At 52.1% G+C, this 24,802-nt stretch carries 22 protein-coding genes and 1 pseudogene; 11 read left to right on the forward strand and 12 right to left on the reverse strand.

All coding sequences use genetic code 11. The features are described 5' to 3' along the window. Position 1 precedes the first annotated feature (1 nt). From fliI to fliF, 4 genes are read right to left on the reverse strand one after another with little or no spacing between them, the layout of a single operon-like run. On the reverse strand, positions 2-1,357 hold the full coding sequence (gene fliI, locus DK872_RS22095) for a flagellar protein export ATPase FliI (protein ID WP_035888295.1): 1,356 nt from the start codon (positions 1,355-1,357) through the stop codon (positions 2-4). After that, positions 1,354-2,061, reverse strand: a complete 708-nt coding sequence (locus tag DK872_RS22100; protein WP_161518857.1) for a flagellar assembly protein FliH — start codon at positions 2,059-2,061, stop codon at positions 1,354-1,356. The genes fliI and DK872_RS22100 overlap by 4 nt, the downstream gene beginning before the upstream one ends. Further along, positions 2,054-3,040 carry a flagellar motor switch protein FliG gene (fliG, locus tag DK872_RS22105; protein WP_007370661.1) on the reverse strand — a complete coding sequence of 329 codons (987 nt, stop codon included), beginning with the start codon at positions 3,038-3,040 and terminating at the stop codon, positions 2,054-2,056. The genes DK872_RS22100 and fliG overlap by 8 nt, the downstream gene beginning before the upstream one ends. After that, positions 3,037-4,683 (reverse strand): flagellar basal-body MS-ring/collar protein FliF, encoded by a 1,647-nt coding sequence (gene fliF / locus DK872_RS22110; protein WP_071921246.1) that lies wholly within the window; start codon positions 4,681-4,683, stop codon positions 3,037-3,039. The genes fliG and fliF overlap by 4 nt, the downstream gene beginning before the upstream one ends. Before the next feature lie 240 nt (positions 4,684-4,923). Here fliF and fliE point away from each other — a divergent pair, with 240 nt between their 5' ends. The 8 genes from fliE to DK872_RS22150 all read left to right on the forward strand — a co-directional run bounded on the left by fliE (position 4,924) and on the right by DK872_RS22150 (position 12,077). Next, entirely contained in the window at positions 4,924-5,259 is a 336-nt protein-coding gene (gene fliE / locus DK872_RS22115) for a flagellar hook-basal body complex protein FliE (RefSeq protein WP_161518858.1), read from the forward strand. A 145-nt stretch (positions 5,260-5,404) separates the two neighbouring features. Next, on the forward strand, positions 5,405-6,241 hold the full coding sequence (locus DK872_RS22120) for a CheR family methyltransferase (protein WP_051644032.1): 837 nt from the start codon (positions 5,405-5,407) through the stop codon (positions 6,239-6,241). A 5-nt stretch (positions 6,242-6,246) separates the two neighbouring features. Beyond that, a complete protein-coding gene (locus tag DK872_RS22125; RefSeq protein WP_144133854.1) occupies positions 6,247-7,293 on the forward strand; it encodes a chemotaxis response regulator protein-glutamate methylesterase in 1,047 nt (348 codons plus the stop codon). Positions 7,294-7,342: 49 nt separating this feature from the next. After that, a complete protein-coding gene (gene cheY / locus DK872_RS22130) occupies positions 7,343-7,732 on the forward strand; it encodes a chemotaxis response regulator CheY (protein WP_007370656.1) in 390 nt (129 codons plus the stop codon). Positions 7,733-7,735: 3 nt separating this feature from the next. After that, positions 7,736-8,377, forward strand: coding sequence for a protein phosphatase CheZ (gene cheZ / locus DK872_RS22135; RefSeq protein ID WP_007370655.1), 642 nt, complete (start codon positions 7,736-7,738; stop codon positions 8,375-8,377). 54 nt (positions 8,378-8,431) lie between these two features. Further along, a complete protein-coding gene (flhB, locus tag DK872_RS22140; RefSeq protein WP_007370654.1) occupies positions 8,432-9,574 on the forward strand; it encodes a flagellar biosynthesis protein FlhB in 1,143 nt (380 codons plus the stop codon). Continuing rightward, a complete protein-coding gene (flhA, locus tag DK872_RS22145) occupies positions 9,574-11,673 on the forward strand; it encodes a flagellar biosynthesis protein FlhA (protein ID WP_071921248.1) in 2,100 nt (699 codons plus the stop codon). The genes flhB and flhA overlap by 1 nt, the downstream gene beginning before the upstream one ends. Then, complete coding sequence (locus tag DK872_RS22150; RefSeq protein WP_071921249.1) at positions 11,670-12,077, forward strand: flagellar protein FlhE; 408 nt, start codon at positions 11,670-11,672, stop codon at positions 12,075-12,077. The genes flhA and DK872_RS22150 overlap by 4 nt, the downstream gene beginning before the upstream one ends. A 51-nt stretch (positions 12,078-12,128) precedes the next feature. On the opposite strand, the gene fliT is transcribed toward DK872_RS22150, so the two are convergent. Genes fliT through fliD form a run of 3 tightly spaced genes read right to left on the reverse strand, consistent with a single transcriptional unit; the run spans position 12,129 to position 14,391 of the window. Beyond that, on the reverse strand, positions 12,129-12,467 hold the full coding sequence (fliT, locus tag DK872_RS22155) for a flagellar protein FliT (protein WP_007370651.1): 339 nt from the start codon (positions 12,465-12,467) through the stop codon (positions 12,129-12,131). After that, positions 12,460-12,867, reverse strand: coding sequence for a flagellar export chaperone FliS (gene fliS, locus DK872_RS22160; RefSeq protein ID WP_007370650.1), 408 nt, complete (start codon positions 12,865-12,867; stop codon positions 12,460-12,462). Before fliS ends, fliT begins: the two co-directional genes overlap by 8 nt. Before the next feature lie 48 nt (positions 12,868-12,915). Then, complete coding sequence (gene fliD, locus DK872_RS22165) at positions 12,916-14,391, reverse strand: flagellar filament capping protein FliD (RefSeq protein WP_007370649.1); 1,476 nt, start codon at positions 14,389-14,391, stop codon at positions 12,916-12,918. A 379-nt stretch (positions 14,392-14,770) separates the two neighbouring features. Here fliD and DK872_RS22170 point away from each other — a divergent pair. After that, positions 14,771-16,009: pseudogene (locus DK872_RS22170) on the forward strand (FliC/FljB family flagellin). A gap of 168 nt (positions 16,010-16,177) precedes the next feature. Here DK872_RS22170 and DK872_RS22175 read toward each other — a convergent pair. Continuing rightward, positions 16,178-17,509: a 2-hydroxycarboxylate transporter family protein gene (locus DK872_RS22175; protein WP_007370647.1), complete on the reverse strand. Its 1,332-nt coding sequence runs from the start codon at positions 17,507-17,509 to the stop codon at positions 16,178-16,180. 444 nt (positions 17,510-17,953) lie between these two features. Between DK872_RS22175 and DK872_RS22180 the strand changes: the two genes are divergently transcribed. After that, complete coding sequence (locus DK872_RS22180; protein WP_035888280.1) at positions 17,954-18,895, forward strand: AEC family transporter; 942 nt, start codon at positions 17,954-17,956, stop codon at positions 18,893-18,895. Positions 18,896-18,962: 67 nt separating this feature from the next. Next, positions 18,963-20,648 carry an NAD-dependent malic enzyme gene (locus DK872_RS22185; protein WP_071921251.1) on the forward strand — a complete coding sequence of 562 codons (1,686 nt, stop codon included), beginning with the start codon at positions 18,963-18,965 and terminating at the stop codon, positions 20,646-20,648. Between the two features lie 63 nt (positions 20,649-20,711). Here the strand turns inward: DK872_RS22185 and DK872_RS22190 are convergent, their stop codons facing one another. The 4 genes from DK872_RS22190 to DK872_RS22200 all read right to left on the reverse strand — a co-directional run bounded on the left by DK872_RS22190 (position 20,712) and on the right by DK872_RS22200 (position 24,479). Beyond that, positions 20,712-22,226 (reverse strand): sensor domain-containing diguanylate cyclase, encoded by a 1,515-nt coding sequence (locus DK872_RS22190; protein WP_071921252.1) that lies wholly within the window; start codon positions 22,224-22,226, stop codon positions 20,712-20,714. A gap of 347 nt (positions 22,227-22,573) precedes the next feature. After that, positions 22,574-22,705, reverse strand: coding sequence for a hypothetical protein (locus DK872_RS27845; protein ID WP_255466790.1), 132 nt, complete (start codon positions 22,703-22,705; stop codon positions 22,574-22,576). Next, a complete protein-coding gene (locus DK872_RS22195; protein WP_071921253.1) occupies positions 22,692-23,228 on the reverse strand; it encodes a GNAT family N-acetyltransferase in 537 nt (178 codons plus the stop codon). The genes DK872_RS27845 and DK872_RS22195 overlap by 14 nt, the downstream gene beginning before the upstream one ends. 72 nt (positions 23,229-23,300) lie before the next feature. Continuing rightward, a complete protein-coding gene (locus DK872_RS22200; RefSeq protein WP_161518859.1) occupies positions 23,301-24,479 on the reverse strand; it encodes an alpha/beta hydrolase-fold protein in 1,179 nt (392 codons plus the stop codon). Positions 24,480-24,802 lie beyond the last annotated feature (323 nt).

Genomic DNA, 24,802 nt, shown 5'->3' on the forward strand with positions numbered 1-24,802 from the left:
CTTATTCCGGAAAGAGCGTAGAGAGCGCGTTATATGACGCCTCATATTCGCTGGACTCATGTATCCCCTGGCAGAGGAAATCCTGCATTTTGGGGTACTGCACAATCGCCTGATCCAGCAGCGGATCGCTGCCTGCGGCATAAGCGCCCACGCTAATCAGATCGCGGTTGCGCTGATAAGCAGAGAGCATCTGTTTGAAACGTTGCACTTTTTTATAGTGTCCCGGTTCAATCAATTCGGTCATCGCACGGCTGATGGAGGCTTCAATATCAATCGCCGGATAGTGGCCCGATTCCGCCAGACGGCGCGACAGCACCACGTGGCCATCGAGGATCGCACGGGCAGAGTCGGCAATCGGATCCTGTTGATCGTCGCCTTCGGTTAACACGGTATAGAACGCCGTGATCGAGCCGCCGCCCTGCGTGCCGTTCCCGGCACGTTCCACCAGCGCCGGTAATTTCGCAAACACAGAAGGCGGATAGCCTTTGGTGGCAGGTGGTTCACCAATGGCGAGGGCAATCTCACGCTGCGCCATCGCGTAGCGGGTGAGTGAATCCATAATCAGCAGCACATCCAGCCCGCGATCGCGAAAATCCTCCGCAATGCGCGTGGCGTACACCGCGCCCTGCATACGCAGGATTGGCGATACATCTGCTGGCGCAGCAATAACGACCGAGCGTTTAAGCCCCTCTTTGCCGAGGATATTTTCGATGAAGTCTTTAACTTCGCGGCCACGCTCGCCAATCAGCCCGACCACGATGACATCCGCTTTGGTAAAGCGCGCCATCATGCCGAGCAGCACGCTCTTCCCTACCCCGGAACCGGCAAACAGCCCCATACGCTGGCCGCGACCGACAGTCAGCAGGCCGTTAATCGCCCGCACGCCGACATCCAGCACGGTTTTTATCGGATCGCGTTGCAACGGGTTAAACGGCGCGGTAAACAGCGGGCCTCTTTCGGAAGAGCCGGGCGCAGGAAGGCCATCCAGCGGACGGGCACTGGCATCCAGCACGCGGCCGAGCAGCTCCGGCCCCAGCGGTAAAAGCTTGCCTTTGGTATCGCCGCCGTGCGCATAGACGCGCGCGCCCGGCAGTACACCTTCCACGTTTTCCAGCGGCATCAGATAGAGCACGTTGCCGCTAAAACCGACCACTTCACTCTCGACGCGCTGCACGCCCTCTTCGCTGTCACGTTCGACAATGCACAACGTACCGATGGGCAGCTTTAAGCCAACCGCTTCCATCACCAGCCCGGTAGCCCGCGTCAGGCGGCCATACTGGCGGTACGGCGGTAGCGCTGACATTCGCTGTTCAGCACGCGCGATACCATCCAGCCATGTTTTCAGCCGCGCCGTCATAAGGAAAACTCCTCGCGGCTCAGGGTACAGAGCGTATTCCAGCGGGTTTCCACGCTGGCATCGAGATCGCCGCTGTCGGTTGAGATCCGGCAGCCGCCAGGCAGCATCTGTGTATCGGGACAGAGTTCCCAGCCGCGCGGCTCAACAATGGCTTTTAGTTGCTGTAACACGCTTTCCGGTTCTTTATCGCTGACCCACAGTTGCACACTGCCCTGCTTTAAGCTCTCTTCATTCAGCAGTTGCTGAATACGCGTCATCAGCCACTGGTGCGCATTCGCCGTGAGCGCGCTTTCACCCAGCATGCTGCGCGTCGCCATTAAAGCCACCTGCACCAGTCGCGAGGTCATTACGCTGTCGAGGCTATCGAGGGTAATGTTAAAATTATCAATCAGTTGCACAAGCTGTGCTAACTGTTCCTGCTGACGCTGTTGCTGTTCGATCAGCCCCTGCGCAATGCCCTCTTGCAGACCTTGCTGGAACCCTTCGTCATAACCCTGCGCTTTGCCCTCTTCGATACCGCGCGTCTGGCCCTGGGCATAACCTTTCTTCTCGGCCTTCTGGCGAAGACGGGACAACTCAACCTGCATGGCGGCTTCTGTTGCCGGATCGGTTGTGGCGCTCGTCGGACGGAATTCAGGCTCTGCGCTGCTCTCATCGTGCAGGAGGTTTTCCGGTTTCCACGCCAGCCATTGCGTATTAGACATAGGCATCGTCGCCTCCACCGATCACGATTTCGCCGCTCTCGGCAAGACGACGCACCACCAGCAGAATGTTTTTCTGTTCCGTTTCGACCTGCGACATACGCACCGGCCCGCGGGAAGCCAGATCATCGCGCATGATATCGGCCTGACGTTTCGACATATTGCGGAAGAACTTGTCGCGCAGTACGTCGTCAACGCCTTTCAGCGCCACAATCAGCGATTCACCGTCGATATCCTGCAAGATGCGCTGAATACTGCGGTCTTCCATCTCGACGAGGTTTTCGAACAGGAACATTTCGTCGATGATTTTCTGCGCCAGCTCCTGGTCGAATTCGCGCACGGCGGCAATGGCCGCATCTTCCTGGTGCGATTTCATCAGGTTGAGGATCTCCGCAGCAGGACGAACGCCACCCATCTTGTTGCGCTTGATATGCTGACCGTGCAGCAGCGAGTTGAGCACTTCGGTCAGTTCCTGCAACGCAACCGGCTGTACGCCGCCAAACGTGGCGATACGCAGCATAATGTCGTTACGTTCACGCTCATCGAAGTTCGCCAGCACATCGGCAGCCTGGCCGCGTTTCAGGTGAACAAGGATGGTGGCGATGATCTGCGGATGCTCATCACGGATGAGATCGAAGACCATCTGCGGTTCCATAAAGTTGAGCGTCTCAATCCCGTTGCTGCCATCTGACGAGTCGAGCAGATCTTCCAGCAGCGCGTTGGCACGCTCCTCGCCCAGCGCTTTCACCAGCACGCTACGCAGGTATTCATTGGTGTTGACATCCAGCGCAGCATACTCGCCGGAGTCGCGACGGAAATCGCGGACCACGGACGAAAGCTGTTCATGGGTGAAGCTGCCCATGGAGACCATGGCGCTACTGATCATCGTCACTTCGTGAGTGTTAAGGTGCTTAAAGACTTCCGCAGCCCGCTCGTCACCGAGCGTTAGCATGAGGACAGCGCTTTTCTCGGCGGCATTCATGATGATTTCTTTTCCTTATTCAGCCACTGGCGAATAACCAGCGCGATAATCTGCGGCTCCTGCTCGGCAATCTTGCGCAGGTGCTGGGTTTCCTGTTCGGTCTCCATGCGCTGCTGTGCTTTTGCAGTCTCGTGGTGCTGTTTCTGACGTTGCTGTGCTTCCATCTCCGCCTGACGAGCTTCTTTTTCCAGCTCCAGACGATGCAGCAGCAGCTCCTGATGCTTGATCCAGAACGGCTGAACCGCTTTACGCCACAGGATCCAGGCAATCAGCGCCACGAAGAGGTAACGCGCGCCGGAGAACAGCAACTTAATGAAGTCAGGTTGCTTCCACAGCGGTACGGGAGCTTCCGTATCTGCATCGGTGAACGGGGTATTGACGACGTTGAGGGTATCGCCACGTTTGTCGGAGTAACCCATCACCTCTTTGACCAGACCATTCACCTGATCAAGCTGCGCTTTGGTCAACGCGATGGTTTTACCGTTGCCATCCGCCACGTAATTCACCACCACCGCGACAGAGAGGCGCTGTACCGTGCCGGTATTACGCTTGATGTGCGTCAGCGTTTTATCCAGCTCGTAGTTGGTGGTTTCATCGTTCTGCTTGTTGTAAGGCGTGGTGGTCGTTGTCCCGCCCTGGCCATTGGCTGGCTGGTCGATCGGCGCGGTAACCGCCGCAGGCGGCTCGTTGCTTAACGCCCCCGGAACGCCGCCGACGCTGTTTTTACCGCCCTGCTCCGCATTGCTGCTCTGACGGCTGCGGATGGCCATGTTTTCAGGCCGACTGTTGGGCTGGTACTGCTCGGCAGTTTGCTCATGCTGAGTAAAATCGATCTGCGCCGTGACCTGCGTTCTGACATTCTGCGCGCCGACGATCGGCGCAAGGATCGCCTGAATACGGTGCTCATATTCGGATTCCACTTTACGGGTATATTTCAACTGCGTGGTTTGCGTGGCCTGCTCGCCACTCTGCGTCATCAGATGTCCGCTTTGATCGACGATAGTAACGCGATCGGCGCTCAGCCCCGGCACTGCGCTGGAGATCATGAAGGTGATCGCGCTGACCTGCCCGGCATCCAGCTTACGGCCATTGAGCAGATTCAACGTTACGGAAGCAGACGGCTGTTTTTTATCGTGCACAAACAGCGATGGCTTCGGCATGGCCAGATGAACGCGCGCGGTACGCACCGGACCTAACGTCTCGATAGTGCGTGACAGTTCGCCTTCCAGCGCGCGCTGGAAGTTAACCTGTTCGTTAAACTGGCTGATACCAAACTTTTCCTGATCCAGCAGTTCAAAGCCGACAGAACCGCCTTTCGGCAGCCCCTGCTGCGCCAGCTTCAGGCGCACCTCATAGACTTTGTCCGCCGGGATCTGAATAGAACCGTCATGCTCGGCAAAACGATAAGGTATCTGCATCTGCGTCAGCTGGGTGACGATCTCGCCGCCGTCCTGCTCGCTGATGTTGTTGTATAAGATGCGGAAGTCCGGCTCTTTTGCCCAGAACATCAATGCAATCACAACAGAAATAGCCGCCGCAGCAGCGATGAAAAAAATGATTCTGGGATTGCGCCAGATATTTTCAAGCATCGTTTTAATATCATCGATGCCTTTCTTTTTATTACCGTTGTTCGTGGCAAGCATGCCAATTTCCTGTGACAGTGAAAGGAGGCTATATAAATGAAACCCTATAGCGGCTCAGCGTTTCGCGTATGTAATAAAGTAGTAAATCGATATTTCGCAGGATATTTCCTGGTTGCGTATTATCTACAAAATGCGATGTTTCTTAAGTGCTGATAAGCTGAAACTTGTGTCGGCTTTTCACATTATGTTGTTGTCTGACCACTTGTTAGGATTGCCGCAATTAATAGAAAGGTGTTTGTTATGTCAATAAATATGAGCAGCAGCATACTGGAGCAGATGCAGAGCCAGACTCGTCAAATTACCGGCGAGTCTTCGCTGAATCCATTTGCTTCTGCTAAAACCACTGAGAATAATCCATCCTTCTCAGATATTTTATTTAACAGCGTAAATTCAATTAGCCAAATGCAAAACCATGCCAAAACCCAGGCGGAAGGCTATCTGTCAGGCGTCGAAGGCATTGGTTTGAACGACGTAATGGTTTCCATGCAGGAATCTTCTCTGGCATTAAATATTGGTGTGCAGGCAAGAAATAAACTTGTTAATGCCTATCAGGAAATAATGAACATGCCGGTTTAATACCGGCCATTATCTTAATGACCACGAAATGAATTAACCATTTCGTTTCATCTTATTAATAACTGATTATTTTGCTGCGTACCTGAGCATCGCTGAAAACCCGGCAGGGGTACTACCGCTTATTATGATAAATAACTGGAACATTATGAACCCCGCAACCGAAGCCAATCAGTCTGGTCAGAAACAACTTACGCACAATGAAATAGAAAGAATTAGCGCGCTGATTTATCAACGTGCAGGCATTGTTCTTACTCCACAAAAACGCGACATGGTTTATAACCGCCTGTCGCGACGCATTCGCGTGCTGGAACTGAAGGGATTTACCGATTACATCAATTTGCTGGTCGCCAATCCGGAGAGCGATGAATGGCAAGTCTTTATTAATGCATTAACCACCAATCTGACCTCTTTTTTTCGCGAGGCGTACCACTTTCCGATCCTGGCGCGCCATGCGCAGGCCAGAGGCGGTATGTACAACGTGTGGTGTGCGGGCGCCTCGACCGGTGAAGAACCGTGGTCCATCGCCATGACGCTGGAAGAGACGCTGGGCCGCAGCATTACCGGCCCGCGCGTACTGGCAACCGACATTGATACCGATGTGCTGGAAAAGGCCGGTCAGGGCGTTTATCGCCTGGCGGATATCGACAGCCTGAGCGAACAGCAGAAGAAAACCTGGTTCCTGCGTGGTACCGGCGCGCAGAAAGAGCTGGTGAAAATCAAAGATGAATTACGCCATGCCGTTCAGTTCCGCCAGCTGAACCTGATCGATCCGCAGTGGAACATCCAGGGCAATTTTGACGCCATTTTCTGCCGTAACGTGATGATTTATTTCGATCATAAAACGCAGGAAAAACTGGTCATGCGCTTCGCAAAAATGCTCAAACCCGATGGCTTGTTGTTTCTGGGGCACTCGGAACATTTTAACAGCGCTAACAGCCCATTCCGTCTGCTTGGGCAATCCGTCTACCGCATCGCAGAGTAAAAATTATGAACAAGATTAAGGTGTTGTGCATTGATGATTCGTCTCTGATGCGCAGGATACTGACGCAGATGGTCAATGAGCAACCGGATATGGAGATGGTCGCGGCGGCGCCGGATCCGATTATCGCCCGCGATCTGATCAAGCAACACAACCCGGATGTACTGACGCTGGATGTCGAAATGCCGCGCATGGACGGGCTGGAGTTTCTCGATCGTCTGATGCGCCTGCGTCCGATGCCGGTGGTGATGCTCTCGTCATTAACCAGCAAAGGCTCCGATATTACGCTGAACGCGCTGGAACTGGGGGCGGTAGATTTTATTACCAAGCCGTCGATGGGGCTGCATGACGGTATGGGGCAATACAGCGAGATGATTGCCGACAAAATTCGTATGGCGGCCAAAGCGCAGGTTCATCGCCGCGAAGGACAACCGACCGCACCGCGAGTGATTCAGGCACCACGCGCAGGCAGCGATAAGATCATAGCGATTGGCTCATCAACCGGTGGCACCGAAGCGCTGCGCCAGATCCTGATGTCGATGCCGCAGGGTTGCCCGGGCATCGTTATCGCCCAACACATGCCGCCAGGATTTACCCGCTCATTTGCCGACCGCCTGAACAACTTGTGCCAGATTTCCGTGAGTGAAGCGACCGAGGGCGAGCGCGTGCAGCCTGGTCATGCGTACATTGCGCCGGGCGGGTTTCACATGGAGCTGAAGCGCAGCGGTGCAAACTACCAGATTGCGCTGAACAACGGTCTGCCCATTAACCGCCACCGTCCGTCGGTGGATGCGTTGTTCCACTCTGTTGCACGCTGCGCCGGTAAAAATGCCCTTGGCGCCATCCTCACTGGTATGGGCCACGATGGCGCCGCAGGGTTACTGGCGATGCGCCAGACGGGCGCGTGGACTGTCGCGCAGAGCGAGCGAACCTGCGTGGTATTCGGCATGCCGCGAGAAGCGATTGCCCTCGGCGGCGCCTGCGATATCGCCGACCTCGACCAGATTAGCCAGCAACTTCTCAACCATGCTGTCTCCCGGGCTCGCAGAGTCTGAGCCCTGGTTTCTCTCACCGTTCAATGACTTAACCTGGAAATAAAAAATTATGGCAGATACCAACTTGCGCTTTTTAGTGGTCGATGATTTCTCCACGATGCGCCGTATTGTTCGCAACCTGTTGAAAGATTTAGGGTTCAATAATGTCGAAGAGGCAGAAGATGGCCTGGATGCAATGAACAAACTGCGCGCCGCCACCTTCGATTTCGTCATCAGCGACTGGAATATGCCCAACATGGATGGCTTACAGCTGCTGACGGAAATTCGTAACGATGCCGCTTTCAGCAAAATGCCCGTGTTGATGGTCACCGCTGAAGCCAAGAAAGAAAACATTATTGCCGCCGCCCAGGCGGGCGCCAGCGGTTATGTCGTGAAACCTTTCACGGCGGCGACGCTGGAAGAGAAGCTCAACAAAATTTTTGAAAAGCTTGGGTGGTAATCGATGGACAAGATGGCACAAACACAATCGACAGATGATTTTAAAAATCTCTTTTCGCGCGTTGGCCACCTGGCCCGTTTGTTACGCGACAGCCTGGTTGATCTTGGGCTGGATCGCACCATTGCCGAAGCGGCAGAAGCTATCCCGGATGCACGCGAACGTCTGGACTATGTCGTCGGTAAAACCGCCGAGGCCGCCGAGCGCGTACTGACCAGCGTCGAACAGGCGCGTCCTTTACAGGACGAACTGGGCGAACGCGCGGAGCAACTGACTGCTCGCTGGGACGGCTGGTTTGCCGCGCCGGTAGAGTTAGCCGATGCACGCGAACTGGTGGCGGACACCCGCAGCTTCCTCGCCAGAACGCCGGACCTTGCACGCAATACCAACAACCAACTGATGGAAATCATGATGGCGCAGGATTTCCAGGATCTTACCGGCCAGGTAATTCGCGGCATGATGTCGCTTATCGAAAGCGTCGAAAAAGAGCTGATTCTGGTGCTGCTGGAGTACCTGCCGGAGGACGTCAGTGGTCTGAAAGAGGTTGATACGACGCTGATGAACGGCCCGCAAATCGACCAGAACAAAACCGGCGTCGTCGCCAGCCAGGATCAGGTCGATGATCTGCTCGATAGCCTGGGTTTCTGATGACCGCCTCACCCACCGGGATGAGGCACTAACGGGAGGCCAGCGGCAGAGAATATGTCCGAAGAAAGTGATGTAGAAAAAACCGAAGAACCCACACCCCACCGACGACAAAAAGCGCGTGAAGAGGGGCAAATTCCGCGTTCGAAAGAGCTGAGTTCGCTGCTGATGTTGCTGGCCGGGTGGGCGCTGTTGTTATCCGGGGGGCAACATTTTGCCCATAACCTGATGCAGATCCTGCATAGCGGACTGATGCTGAACAGGCTACCGGTGACGGATCCCCGTTCCATGCTTCAGCAGGCCAGTTACCTGTTCTCGATGATGGCCAGCGGGCTGCTGCCAATTTTGCTGGGGTTATTCATCACCGGGCTGCTCTCTCCCATGCTGCTGGGCGGCGTGAACTTCAGCGGCAAGTCGCTGAAAGTGGACCTGGCGCGCATGTCGCCGATGAAAGGGCTGCAACGCATGTTCTCGGCGCAGGTGCTGTCAGAGATGTTGAAAGGTTGCCTGAAAGTTGCGCTGGCCGGTTGCGGGTTTGCGTTGTACGTCTACAACAACCGACCGCACTTTATTCAACTGGTTAACGCCTCATTCCCGACCGCAGTGAGCGGCGCCATCGGCATGATTTTTGACTGCCTGCTGATGGTGATTTTCTTCCTGCTGCCGGTAATGGGTTACGACGTGTTTTACCAGATCACCAGCAACCTGAAAAAACTGCGTATGAGCCGTCAGGAGATCCGCGACGAGTTCAAACAGCAGGAAGGCGACCCGCACGTTAAGGGGCGCATTAAGCAGATGCAACGCGCAGCCGCCCGTAATCGCATGATGACGGACGTACCGAAAGCCGATGTCATCGTTAACAACCCGACGCACTACTCCGTCGCGCTCTCTTACAAAGAAGGCGGGATGAGTGCGCCAACGGTACTGGCGAAAGGCGCGGGCGAAGTTGCACTAAAAATTCGTGAACTGGGCGCTGCGCATCGCATTCCGATGCTTGAAGCGCCGCCGCTTGCCCGCGCTCTGTATCGCCACTGTGAGATTGGCGAACAGATCCCCGGCGAGCTTTATAGCGCTGTCGCAGAAGTTCTCGCCTGGGTCTACGGCCTGCGGCGGTGGCGCACCTCTGGCGGAGTTCCGCCTGTACAGCCCAGGGATCTTCCGGTTCCTGAGTCGATGGATTTTGCAAATGAGAGAAACTAATGGCCAGTATCGCCAGTAAATTACGTTTACCCGCATTTAAAGAGACACAGTGGCAAATTCTGGCTGGCCCGGTACTGATCATGCTGATTCTGGCGATGATGGTACTGCCGCTGCCGGCATTCCTGCTGGATACGCTGTTTACCTTCAATATCGTGCTGTCACTGATGATTTTGTTGGTGGCGATGTTTACGCAGAAAACCCTCGAATTTTCTGCGTTTCCTACCGTGTTGCTGTTCTCCACTCTGCTACGCCTGGCGCTGAACATCGCCTCTACGCGTATCATTTTGATGGAAGGACACACCGGCGCGGCCGCTGCCGGACGCGTGGTGGAAGCGTTCGGCCACTTCCTGGTGGGCGGTAACTTTGCCATCGGTATCGTGGTCTTCGCCATTCTGATCATCATTAACTTTATGGTGATCACCAAAGGTGCCGGGCGTATCGCCGAAGTGGGCGCGCGCTTTGTGCTGGATGGCATGCCGGGCAAACAGATGGCGATTGATGCCGATCTTAACGCCGGGCTGATTGGTGAAGCCGAAGCGAAACGCCGTCGTAGTGAAGTGACGCAGGAGTCCGATTTCTACGGTTCAATGGACGGTGCCAGTAAATTCGTGCGCGGGGATGCCATCGCCGGGCTGCTGATTATGGCGATTAACGTCATCGGCGGGCTGGCCATCGGTGTGCTTCAGCATGGGCTGAGCGTCGGCGAAGCCGGTGAAACCTACACTCTGTTGACTATCGGTGACGGCCTTGTTGCCCAGATCCCGGCGCTGATTATCTCTACCGCCGCAGGCGTTATTGTTACCCGCGTGTCCAACGAGCAGGATATCGGCGAGCAGATGGTCGGACAGTTGTTTAACAACCCGAAAGTGATGCTGCTTTCCGCTGGGGTGATTGGTCTGCTGGGGCTTATCCCGGGGATGCCGAATGTTGTCTTCCTGCTGTTTACCGCCGTTCTGCTGGGGCTGGCATGGTGGATGCGCGGTCGTCAGATGCAAGCGCCTGCCCGTAACGTCACGCGTGAAGATAATGATAAAGCCGCGCAGGCTGCCAACGATCAGGCCTCTGCAGAAGCCTCATGGGCCGATGTGGAAATGGAAGATGTGCTGGGGCTGGAAGTCGGCTATCGCCTGATCCCACTGGTGGACAGCGCGCAGGATGGTCAGTTGCTGATCCGCGTGCGCGGTATCCGTAAGAAATTTGCCCAGGATATGGGCTTCCTGCCGCCGCCGATCCATATTCGCGACAACCTCGATCTGGCGCCAGGCGAGTACCGTATTCTGCTGAAAGGCGTTGAGATTGGCCGCGGCGAGATCGAACCGGAACGCTGGATGGCGATTAACCCTGGCTACGCCGAAGGTGAATTGCCGGGTACGCCGTGTGAAGATCCGGCGTTTGGTCTGCCGGCGTGCTGGATCGACGAAGTCTTCCGCGAGCAGGCGCAGATTCAGGGGTATACCGTGGTCGATCCGGGTTCCGTTATCGCCACGCATCTTAACCACGTGATCTCGCTGAATACGGAAGAGTTGTTCAGCCGCCAGGAGACACAGCAACTGCTGGAGCGCATTAATAAAGAGATGCCGAAGCTGGTTGAAGATCTGATCCCTGGCGTGATCTCCCTGACGCTGTTCCACAAAGTGTTGCAGAATCTGCTGGCCGAGCGCGTCTCTATCCGCGATATGCGCACCATTATCGATACGCTGGCCGAACATGTTCCGCTACAAAACGATCCGGACGAACTGACCGCGCAGGTGCGCATCCGTTTGGGCCGCGCCATTACGGCGCAGTGGTTCCGCACGGATAACGACATCAAGGTGATTGGGCTGGATACCACGCTGGAAAAACTGTTGATTCAGGCTCGCCAGAACGGCAGCGCGATCGAACCGGGTATTGCCGAAAATCTGATGAAGCAGGCCGAACGCGCCATCACCGACCAGCAAGCGCTGGGCATTTCGCCGGTACTGCTGGTGAATCCGGGGCTGCGCCTGATGGTTTCACGCTTCCTGCGCCGCGCCTTCCCGCAGCTGGCAGTCATGTCAACGCTGGAAATCAGCAGCAACAAAACGGTGCAAATGACCACCGTAATCGGTACACATTCATGATACCTGCCGCTGCTATTTTGGGCATGGCGCTGGTATTGCCAGCGAATGCCGCACCTTCCAGCGGTTCCTGGAGCGATACGGCAGCGGGTGGTAGCACCCGCACCGGCAAGCAGATTGTACGCGGGCGAGCGTTAAGCTCGCCTTCTGCGATCCCGGCGTCGGCAAAGGTTACCCGTGTTTCATGGCGTATTACGCTGCTGGCTCCGCCGCCGCCAGGGCTGGAGATCAAGCTGTGTCGTCACGATCGCTGCTTACGGCTGCCTTCCCTGGCCGGGCAACGCAGCATCACTTTTCCGCTCTCCGCAACGGGTGAATTTCGCTTTATTTACACAGTGAATAAGCGCGGCCCGTTACGACCCGCCCTGAATGTGGTCAACCAACAGTTAATCGTTAACTACCGCTAAAAAAAGAAGGCTAAGGCCATCAGTAAGTCACTTACTGATGGCCTTATTTGTTTAATGTATTGAAGAGGTTTGCTGACGGGAGTAAAGCTTACTGAGCGTGGTTCCACGATGTATTGAGGACAGATTCTGTTTCAGAACATGAAGGCGCGCCTGCAATTTCCGGGTTATTTCACCCTCGTTTTCGACCATCTGCTTTAATACCATTTTCAGGTTTTCTCTTTCCGCAACAGATAGATCATCGGCGCTGACTTCCATAATGTCCTGCTTTTTCAGCATATAGCCAGCGGCCATTTCGGCAAGCAGGTCCCATTCTTCTTTCGCTGCCATATCCAGCAGCGTTAAATTCATCTCGTATAATTCAACGATAATTTTTGGCAGCACCTCACCCATAATTCACCCGACGTTGTGTTGGTTCGATCTCTTTCCATGTCATGGCCAGTTTCATTAACAGCGCATCGATGTGCTTTAATTTCTCCGGCTCGTTACGCAGATTCGCCTCTAATAATGTCCGCGACATATATTCGTACATTTGCTCCAGTTCTGCGGCAATGTGTACGCCCTTTTCGTGATCGAGCGCAGCGCGCAAACCATTATCAATAATATTGATCGCCTTAGAGATCATCTTGCCACGCTGGGCAACGTTGCCATTCTCAAAATAGATATTGGCTTGCAGAATCGCGCTGTGCGCGCCGTCGAACAACATGGAAATTAACTGGTGCGGCGTGGCGCCAGAGAGCTTACTTTGAAGACCCACCTGCGCATACGCCTGGCTCCCCTGTGCTGCATACATGTTTGTCACTCCTGTTGGCAGGCCGCGGCGGGCCTGCGCAATGAAAAATTAGAGGGTTGAAAGCAATGACGTTAACTGACTGCTCATGTTGTTCAGATTCGACATCATGGTGTCGAGGTTCTGGAACTGCACACGGTAACGTTCGACCTGTGCGTCAATCAGCTTCTGCGTCTTGTCGATCTGGGTTTGCGCAATTTTAGTTTGCGATTCCAGGCTGTCGGTGGTGGTTTTAATCAAACCGTCCGTTTTGGTCTTCGAATCGCCAACGTAGCTGGTGATGATGGAGCCCAGCGCCGAAGAGAGCCCTTCGCTGTCGCCACGGCCGGAGAACATCAGGCTGATTTGTTCCGGATTATCGGCAATCGCTTCATCCAGCGTGTCTTCATCCAGCGTCATCTGGCCGGTTGCCGAATCAATCTTGATGCCTAAATCCGCCAGCGAGCCGTAATCTGCCCCGGCATCGCCGTAGACGCCATTGACGGTGGAGCGCACCTGGCTGACCAGGCTGCGCAGCGTGGAATCCCCCACCAGCGAGCCGCTGCCGGAGTTTTGCGTTGCCACTTCTTCATCGCCCAGGCTGGAGGTATCCGCCGCGACATATTTGCTGTCAGCGGTAGTCTCGGTAAGCAGCGCATTGTATTGCTTAACAAAATCCTGCAGGCTGGTTTTGATGGCCGAGGTATCCGAGGTCAGCGTCAACTGCTCAGCTTCGCCGTTTTCCGACACTTTTTTCAGATTCAGCGTCACGCCGTCAATGATGTCGCTGATGTTGTTGCTGGAGCGCGTATAGTCAGAACCATCGACGCGCAGTTTGGCGTCCTGGGCATCGGAAACGGCGATCATATTGTCGTTTGCGCCGCCATCGGCAGCCACGGAGCCGTCATCATTAATATGCTGGCCGCCGCCGGAGGTGTTCAGCACACCCGCCAGCGTATTATCACCATCAACACTGACGGTCATTTCGCCATCGGAGCCGGTCTTTTTCGAACTCAGTACCAGCTGATAGCCATCATCGGTACGCTGTACGGAAGCGGTAACATCACCCTTCTCTTTATTGATCGCTTTCGCAATCTGGTTCAGTGAGGTTTCATCATCCGCCAGCTCCACTTCCATGGTCTTGCCGTCATTCTGCGTGATCGTCACTGTACGGCTGCCGCCGGTGGTTTCGCCCAGCATGTCATCTGCGCTGGCTTCCGGCTGGGTTTTCAGTTTATGTGCCGTCGCGAGCTGTGAAATGGTCACCGAATGGCTGTCCGCCTGCGCGCCGCTGCCAGCAACGGCAGTAAAGGCTTCATTGGCGCTGACGTTCATTTTATTAAAAGCATCAGAACCCATGGTGGTAACGCTTTTTTGCAGATTCGACAGCAGGCTGGAGATCTTACCCCATGCTGAAATCTGCGACTTATAGCTGTTCTGTAGTTTGGTATAGGGTGTTAAACGCGATTGCTCACCGGCCTTCAGCTGTTCCAGCATTGATGCCGTATCGATCCCGCCAGTACCTACACCTAATGATGATATTCCCATTTCGTCTCCGGTCGGAAAGGTCATTTTGTTGAGTGAATTCTATTAACCAATCGGCCTGGGAAATAAAAAGATGAATATTTAATAAAGGAACTATATAGAAGAAAGAAAAAACTCAGCGCTACAGAGAAAATTCGCTAAATCGATAAGGGAATATAACGTCAGTTGTGCGCGCAATTCATATCTTCAATATCAGAATCGGCTGAAATAGCAGCTAAAAAATAGCTAAGTCATTGTTTCCTGAAATTCCCTTCAGCTATTCAACAAATCTTTCCGCAGCAAAAAATTTCAGTCCTTTTTTGAAGGGCCGATTTATTTAGTATGCGAGACAACTTACGCATAACCATAATCCATGTGAACTATAGAGTATTAAGGAATAAACATGTCCCAGGTTATTAACACTAACGCCCTCAGCCTCGTTGCACAGAACAACCTGAATAAATCTCAGAGCTCTCTGGGTACCGCTATTGAGCGTCTGTCTTCTGGTCTGCGTATTAACAGCGCGAAAGACGATGCAGCAGGTCAGGCAATTTCTAACCGCTTCACCGCGAACATCAACGGTCTGAGCTAGGCTTCCCGTAACGCCAACGACGGTATATCTATCGCACAGACGACTGAAGGCGCGCTGAACGAAATCAACGATAACCTGCAGAACATCCGTCGTCTGTCTGTACAGGCGCAGAACGGCACCAACTCTGATTCTGACCGTCAGTCCATCCAGGACGAAATCAACGCACGTCTGGACGAGATCAACCGTATCTCTGAACAGACTGAGTTCAACGGCGTGAAAGTACTGAGCAAAGATCAGACTCTGTCTATCCAGGTGGGTTCTAACGACGGCCAGACTATCGATATCCAGCTGAACCAGATGGACTCTTCTACTCTGGGTATGGACGACTTCACCATCGCTAACGGCGTTGACGCAAGCACCCTGACTGATGCGACCACCGTTAAAGTTGATACCGGTGCTAAATACGATGTATCCACCATCACGGATACTGACGCTGCTGGCAAAGCTGCTGATGACGTTGTTGAGGGTGACGACGGTAACATCTACGTTAAATCTGGTAGCGACTACTTCCTCGCAACGACTGATGCAACGGGTGCTGTAACGTTTGACTCCGCTAGCACTGCTGCAACAGGTGTTACCATGGGCAACAGCGTAGCTGGCGACGCCGTTATGTTTGACAAAGCTCCGGACGTTTCTGGTATCACCGGTACCCTGAAAACTGACGGCGAAGGCAACTACTATGTTGAAGATGCTAACGGCGCGCTGACCGCTGCAACCGTTGACGATGCTGGCGTTGTGACTGATTCCGGTAAAGCAGTTTCTACCGCTCAGGCAACTGAAGATCCGCTGACCAAAATCGACGAAGCGCTGGCTCAGGTTGACGAACTGCGTTCTGGTCTGGGTGCGGTACAGAACCGTTTCGATTCGGTAATCAGCAATCTGAACAACACCGTTAACAACCTGTCTGAATCTCGTTCACGTATCCTGGATGCTGACTTCGCTTCTGAAGTTTCTGAAATGAGCCGTGCGAACATTCTGCAGTCTGCGGGTACTTCTGTACTGGCACAGGCTAACCAGGTTCCGCAGAACGTCCTGTCTCTGCTGCGTTAATTCACGCTTTTCAGCCGAAGCCAAAGACCGCCCTCTCCGGGCGGTTTTTTTTTGCCCTTTCCTTACAACTCTTCTTTTTCGTCTGATCCCTTAGATGAGAAGAACGAATTCAAACTTGCGTTATCGTCGTAATCCGATGCGCCCGCAACCGGACTGCGGGCCTGTGGTTCAGACGAGCCAGCTTAATAACAAGGTGGCAAAAATGACCGTTGAAGCACCACCAATGCGGGTGGCGATTTGCGCGAAGGGCATCAATGCCATTCTGTTGGATGCTGAGAGGATCGCCACATCCCCCGTACCGCCGAGGCCACTATGGCAGCTGGTGACGATCGCCGCCTCGACCGGATACATATTTAACTTTGTGGCAATGAAATAACCGCTGAGCGCCATAGCAATGACGATGGAGCCGCACACAATAACGTAGCCGACAGAGAATACCGCGACCACGCTTTCCAGCGGCACATAAAGCATGCCGAGACCAATCATCAGCGGCCAGACTAATGCTGCGGAAACAAACTTATAGCAACTGTGCGCGCCCTGCTCCATGGATTTGGGGATCACCTGTGCGTACTTGCACAGTACGGCAATCAGGATCATCAGCACCGGACCAGGAATATGCACCAGTTTTTCAAATAACCCGCCGACGATAAAAAAGGCGCATATCATCAACAGCCCGCCGCCCATAAGTTGAAAATCGGTATGCTGCGCCTCCTGCGTCTGTGCGAAGACGCGGTTATCCTCATCACTGCGGATCAGCATACCGTTACCGGTCAGGGAAGGACGGCGCATTCCTATACGCGCCAGCACGCCAGCGCAGATAATGGCAAAGATATTGCCCACCACTGCCGCGGGTGCCAGTTGGGCAACATAAACATCCGGGGTTTGCCCAAGAATGGCGGAATAGGCCAGTGACAGCGGTAATATGCCTTCGCCAATGCCACCGCCGATAATAGGCACGATGATAAAGAAAAAGGTGTGATACGGCGTGTAGCCAAATAATGTTCCTACCAGCAGCCCAGCGAGCACCGCGACCACAGTACCGGCCACCAGGGGCACAAACATGCGGATCATGCCCTGGATCAGAATCACCCGGTTCATGCCGAGAATGCTGCCAACCACCAGACAGGCAATAACAAAATAAAGCAGGTTGGCTTCTTTCATCAGCAGATGGACGGTGGCTAACGTATGCGCTTCAAACAGACCAAAATAGACCAGTACCGAGGGCACCATCAGGCACAATATTGCTGGCCCACCGACGTCCTTCAGCACCGGCAACATACGGCCTATTTTGGCAAAGGCAAAACCAAGCGTCATGATCACCGCCAGGCCGCCAATCATGTTTTTCGGCAATAAACCTGCGATAGCTGAAATGGCGACAATCGAAGCGATACCGATAAAGAGCAGCAAGGGTACGGCGCCGACTTCAAGCCCGTGCAGGCGCGAGAGTTGTGCACCCGCAGGGGATGCGTCAACAGAGGAAGAGAGAGGATTATCTTTCATTATTTTCACCTGATTCGCTATTAATAATTAACAGTGGGTCAGGAATAACCGCTGGGTTATTCGTAATAGGATAAAATGCTTGAAAAAATAAAGCCAACAAAATAAATATTGCCACCAGGAAGTTATGATTGAATAAATAACATAATCTTCGGCCTGTAAAGTGAGCAATGGTTACTGCTTATTGAATTTGTGAGTGCCGTAGTAATTCACATTTAAATAACTTAAACAGGCTATTCGTAAATAAAATAATTGCGCAGATACATGCTTTAGATTCTTCTAATGAAAATATAAACTTAGCACCTCAATCTTTCCATTTAATTAAAGTATTCCTTTTGAAACTAATTAAAACACACGAAGTGTGATTCTAATCACCTTTGGAAGTAAATACGATAGATAGAGTTCCTGCCTGAAAACTATTTAAATAAAACAAAAACAGGACATTTTATGCCTTCACTACTCCTACAATCTTTATTCCCTTTAGTATTTATCATGTTACTAGGGTGGCTAAGTGGAAAATTAGGGTATACGCACCGTAAGGATGCCACTGTATTAGCGACAGTGGTGATTCGCTTTGCATTACCCTTTCATCTTTTTATCGGAGCACTGAACACCAACCCGGACAAAATCAAAAACTTCTCGTTTATGGCTGTGCTGGTAATTGGTCTGATGGGCTCTTATTTACTGACGCTGATCCTGTCGCGTTACGTTTTTCGTCATGATATCAAGACCAGCGCAATACAGTCTTTGGTTTGCGCTTTTCCTGATATGGCCTATTTTGGCGCGCCGGTACTGGCCGTGCTGATTGGACCGGAAGGATTTTTAGGTGTGCTAATTGGCAATTTAGTCACCAGCGTTTTAATGATTCCGTTGACCATTATCTTAATCCGCATGGGCGATAAAGATAGCGACATTGAAACGCTACATCCGGGCAAACTGATTATGCAGAATTTACTGCGGGCGGTGCGTAACCCGATTGTCTGGATCCCCGTATCCGGTGTGGTGCTGAGCCTGGCCGGTGTGCAGTTACCGCACCTGTTGAGTGCGCCGATTGAGATGGTTGGCAAAATTGCTGGTGGTCTGTCGCTGTTTGCCCTCGGTCTGCTGTTTTACGGTGAGCGCCCGTCGCTGAATCTCCAGACCTTTACCAATATCAGCATCAAAAATCTGATCCAACCCGCCATGATGGCAGTTGCCGGGCTGGCATTTGGCCTGAGCCACACCTTAATGCAGCAGGTCGTGATTATTGGTGCAACACCTTCTGCTATCGCTGCAGGAATGTTCGCCCTGCGCAGCGACACTTATATCGAATCCGCATCCTCTTCCATTCTTATTGGCACTGCGATCGGCGTATTAACTGAGGGCGTGATGATCTACTTGATTTCTTGAGCCTCTTTTCTGTTATCCCCGATACATCGGCAGCCGTGCCGTTATTATTTAGTCAGGAGCAGCAATAATGTTACGCAAAGAAACGCTTTATACGCCTTATAATGGTGCCGTATTACTGGAAAACCCGTTACTTAATAAAGGGCTGGCATTCACTGAGGATGAACGTCTGGCCTTTAATCTGTATGGATTATTACCGCATAACGTTGAAACCATCGAAGAACAAACAGCACGCGCATGGCAACAATTTTGTCATTTTAAAAAAGACATCTCCCGCCATGTTTACTTACGCAATATTCAGGACACCAACGAGACGCTTTTTTATAATCTTCTGCGCTGTCATATGCAGGAAACCCTGCCAATTATCTACACCCCAACGGTAGGCGAAGCCTGTGAGCATTTTTCTGAGATTTATCGCCGCGCCAGAGGGTTATTTATCTCATGGCCGGATCGGCACCGCATCGATGAAATGCTGCAAAGTTTTTCACGCAATGATATTCGCGTAATTGTGGTTACCGATGGGGAACGCATTCTCGGTCTCGGCGACCAGGGCATCGGAGGGATGGGGATCCCGATTGGCAAACTTTCGTTATATACCGCGTGCGGCGGAATTGACCCGGCATCGACGCTGCCTATCATGCTGGATGTGGGTACCAACAACAGCCAGCATCTTGAAAATCCGCTGTATATGGGGTGGCGCCATCCGCGAATCAGCGACGAAGACTATATCGAATTTATGGATATGTTCGTTGAGGCCATCAAAGCGCGCTGGCCAAATGTCCTCCTGCAATTTGAGGATTTTGCCCAGAAAAATGCGACCAAACTTCTGAACCGTTACCGCCACCAACTGTGCTGCTTTAATGATGATATTCAGGGAACGGCAGCGGTCACCACCGGCACGCTGATTGCCGCTTCGCAGGCGGCGGGAATGCGCTTACGCGATCTGCGCGTGGTTTTCCTCGGCAGCGGCTCCGCCGGCTGCGGCATCGCGGAGAAAATCATTGCCTTGATGGTCGACGACGGTCTGACCCCGGAGGAAGCCCGCAACAACATTTTCATGATCGATCGCTTTGGCCTGTTAACAGATGACATGCCTAATCTGCTGGATTTCCAGCAAAAACTGGTCACGCCACGTCGTCTTATCGCCGACTGGGATACCGATTCAGAGAATATGTCTCTGCTGGACGTGGTACGAAATGTCCATCCCAACGTACTGATTGGCGTTTCCGGGCAACCCGGTCTTTTCAGCGAAGAAATTGTGAAAGAGATGCATCGTCACTGTTCCCGTCCCATTATCATGCCGTTGTCGAACCCGACCTCACGCGCGGAAGCCCAGCCCCGGGATCTGATTGAATGGACGCAGGGAGCCGCGCTCATTGCAACGGGAAGCCCTTTTGAGCCGGTCTTTTATCAGGATGAATCGTACGAAATAGCCCAGTGCAACAATGCGTATATTTTCCCGGGATTAGGTCTGGGCGTACTGGCAGGCAAGTTAACTCGCGTCACCGACACCATGCTGAGCGTGGCCAGCAAAACGCTTGCAGCATTCTCTCCGCTGGCAAATACAGAGAAAGGAGGGCTGCTGCCGCCAGTCGATATCATTGAAACCGTATCGAAAGCCATCGCCCTGCAGGTAGCCCAGGCGGGTCAGCAGGAGGGCGTCGGCCCGCTGATGAGTGAAGAGGAATTAACAACACGTCTCGAAAATATCTATTGGGATGCGCGCTATAAAGCGTACAAACGCGCGTCCTTCTGAGAATCGGCACGGCAGAGCGAGCCATACTCTGCCGTGCGTTAATCAGGACCAACCGTACATTAACTAAAACAGATGCGTTGAGGAGAAAAAGCCATTACGCCCGGCATATTTTGCGTGATAAAGCGCATCATCAGCTAATTCGATAAGCGTTGTCTCCTTGCCTTTCACTGCCGGACCGGGGCCGGAAGCGATACCAATGCTTACGGTCACTATTCCGAACGGGCTATATTCATGAGGGATATTTTCCTGACAAATACTTTGAATTATTTTTTTGGCTTTCTTTTCCGCCGCGATCAAATCGATTGCAGGAAGAATAACAACAAACTCTTCTCCACCATAGCGGGCAACCAGCGCAGAGCTGCTTTTTATTGTTTTTTTCAGGGATGTTGCGACTTGCCGTAAACAGTCATCACCCGCTAAATGCCCGTAATTATCGTTATATTTTTTAAAGTAATCTATATCAATGAGCATCAAGGATATTGCATGCTTATTTACGGCGCACTGTAATACCTCACGGGGCAGCGCCTCATCGAATTTGCGACGATTCGCCAGCCCGGTTAAACTATCCTCAGCCGCCATAGCCTTTAATTTCTCATTTGCGGTCATGAGTGATTCAGTAGTTTTTGACAATTCACGACTGGTGCGCACTCGCCGATGGATATCCCGCAGAAGAAAATAACCTGAAGTTATAACGCCTCCCATCAGGAAAATAACAATCACTATCAGAATCTCTGATTGTTTTTTCCAGGCCAACATTCCTTCGTCGATACTCACGGCGACAGTGGTAACTAATCCATATCGTTTGTTTTTTTGAAATGCATACATCCGTGGTATATTGTCAAAGCGAGAGACACTTCTTGCGGTACCGGAATTACTGTTTTTCAGGTATGTTGTAAAAAGTGGCGAATTGGAAATAACCCGACCAATATATTTATCGTCAAAAGGATAGCGTATCAGTAATATTCCAGACTCGCTTGTTAATGCAATAGCACCAGAATGTCCAATATCGATCTTGCCAAACGTTTCAAGGAAATTTTCAATATTGAGAGTGAGAACGGCGACCCCGGCAAATCTACCCTGGTGATCTTCCAGCCTGCGACTGATGGTTATCACCCATTTCCCGTTCGTCCGGCTTACTACGGGAGGACCAATAAAAACTTTTTTGGACGTATTGTTTTGATGATAAACGAAGAAAAAACGGTCTGCGCTATTGGCGCGGCCAGAAAGCCTTTCGTGTAATGCGATGAGCGTATTGCCAGTAGCATCATAAATAACAACATTATTGAGTTGCTCCAGCAATTCATCCTGACCAGCAAGAATTTTCTTTATATTGGTAATCTGGCTTTTGTCTTCACCATAAATTTCCGTTATGTCCGAAAGATTTTCTATGAGCATCTCGCCCTGCCGGATAACCCCCTCAGAATAAAGATTGAGAGTATGGCTTAAATTCGAAACATTGGTATTAAGATCGTTGATTGTCTGTACACGGGTGATCCAGATATGGAAGGATAAAATTATCGACATCACGAAGAAGACAACAACAAGAATTGTCAACCCAATAAAACTCTCTCTCTTCATTATGATTTACCACCAGCCCAAATCACGTCTTAAATACCTTCATTACTGAGAACCTTTATCGTTAAAAATATAAACCCTGGCAGAAAATCGTTGCGATCAGCAGGCAAATACATTTTTGCATTCAACTTTAAAGATTAACACCTGCAGCATAGCTGTGCTTTGCTTATTAATAAAGTGTTATATGAAATATTCATAAACTCATCTTATTACTATTAAAGCGAGAATGAGCGTAATTTCTTACAGACTGGAATTAGCACAGTAGTGCCACTGAAAAATATCCTATTTTGTTTCGTCTAATTTGCTGAATCGTAAGGTGATTAAAAGGATTGCCCGGCTGGTAAGCTCTATCACTCTACACAGCGAAACGACATCGCCAATATACTTTCCTGAGCAGAACCAGCCCCTTCCAGCCCAACGCCATGGCGATGCCATGGCGTTGAAGTAAGCGCATTGCCAGGAAGCCATTCACCTGGCTTCACTCATCCACTCCTTCAAGGTAAGAGAGTAAAGCAGGCTCGGTGGCGCATTTTCAACATCATGAATTTCTCTGATATATTTCAGCCCTGTTTTCTCGAGAACTTTTTGCGATGCCAGATGGTTTCCTCTCACAACGGCAGAAATCTCAGCCAGTTTAATCGCATCAAATCCATATTTGACGGCGCATTGAGAAAACTCAGTCGCCAGGCCTTTCCCCCACGCGGCGGTGGCAAAACGATACCCTAAATTATTAATAGTGGTATCGGCATAGCTGCGGATACTCAACCCGCCAAAGCCGATGATCTGTGCAGGATCGCCAAGAAGCGATATTGCCCAGTGTCCAAATCCGTTTATCTCCCGGTGCGCTATCCAGCGTTCGAGAACCGTTTCTGCATAGTGAACATCCGGATAGGGCCCTGCCGGATTAAATCTGTTCGTCGCCGGATCGCCGTAGATGTTGAACAGATCGTCGACATCGGAGGCGATGACGGGACGAAGATACAGACGGTGCGTTTCAATGGGCAAATTTGCCTCCAGAGAAGGATGATTGATTTACCTGATGTGGGAACGCCCCTGGTTCAGAAGGGGCGCACTACATTACTTAAACAGTTTCTGGACAAACTCCGCATACGCCGGACGCCAGACATCCATTTCATGGTTCAGACCGGGGTACACTTTGTAATCAAACTTAATGCCCTGTTTCTCCAGCTCGCTCTTCAGCCCGGCGATGTCTTTTCCGGTGACAGAATCCTTTTCTCCGACAACAACGGTGAAATTATGCAGTTGCTTATTAATTAACGCCGGTTTACTGAACTGCGCGCTAACGCCTGTGTCAGGGACCGTTGTGGTGGTGACACCGCTAAAGGTTGCCAGCCAGCCGAAGCTTTCAAGATGGTTCATCCCGGAAACCAGCGCCTGATATCCCCCTTGCGACAATCCTGCCAGCGCGCGTCCGCTTGCGTCTTTGCGTACATTAAACCGCGCGTCGACCAGTGGAATAATATCGTGCATCAGTTCGCGGTCTGCCGCTTTGGCATTGAGAGGGTAAAATGTTTTGCGGCGATCTTTCGGCGGAAAATTCTCCGGGATAGCCTGCACAATGTCAGTTTCGGTATCCGGAACCACGACCAGCATCGGTTTGATTTTCCCTTCGGCCAGCAGGTTATCCATGATCTGCGGCAGACGTCCCTGATCGATAGCGGAAAGGCCGGTATCGCCAAAACCGTGGTAGAAATAGAGCACCGGTAGCGGTTCGCCTTTTCCGTTATAACCTGGCGGCGTCCAGATATAGACCCGCCGCTCGGAGCCCAGCTCTTTCGAGTGATAAGTCACCGTCAACAGATCGCCATGAGGAACAGCGCGATCGTCGAGAATACTGCCCGGCACCAGAATCAAACTGGTATTCACCTGGCGCTGCGGCTTCTGAAAACGGCTTCCCGTATCCACCGAGCGGAACCCATCAACATCGAAATAGTACTCATAGAGGTTCGGTGCCAGCGCCCCGCTCTTCCAGGACCAGACGCCGCTGGCGTCTTTACTCATATCATGCGAAACATAGCTGTCCGGGGTGGAACCCGTGATCACCGAGACCCGTTTTGCGCCCGGCGCGAAAAGGCGAAAGGTTATGCTTTTATCCGCATTAACCTGCGTCACATACTGGCTGACCGGTACCGATAAGTCAGGCGTCACCGGAAAGGGCGCAGCAAAAGCCGGAACAGCCGCGCTGCCCAACAGAGCGGTAATGGCCAGCGTCAGACAAGCGATGTTTCTTTTCATATCACTCCCTCGTTTTTCACATTTATGTATGCAGATTTATCGACCGGGCATTACTACCAGACCTTAGCCTGAACACCTGGGGCAAATGGTTTGTTTTTCTCATCAGTGCCGTTGAGATTACCCTGTTCGCTGCCCGGCGCATGAATGCCGATATCACAAAAAAGCATTTCCGCATGGAATTCAGGCATGCAGACGTTTCTTATCGACGTATTGGGTAAATTTTTTCAGGGGAGTGGAAATACAGCGAAGACGCGGCGTTAGCGTTACGCGTATTACACAGGCGGCGTTTTTTACTGTGTTCTTTCCGAACTCACACCCATTCT

Source organism: Kosakonia sp. MH5, from assembly GCF_009935945.1.
Lineage (GTDB): Bacteria > Pseudomonadota > Gammaproteobacteria > Enterobacterales > Enterobacteriaceae > Kosakonia > Kosakonia radicincitans.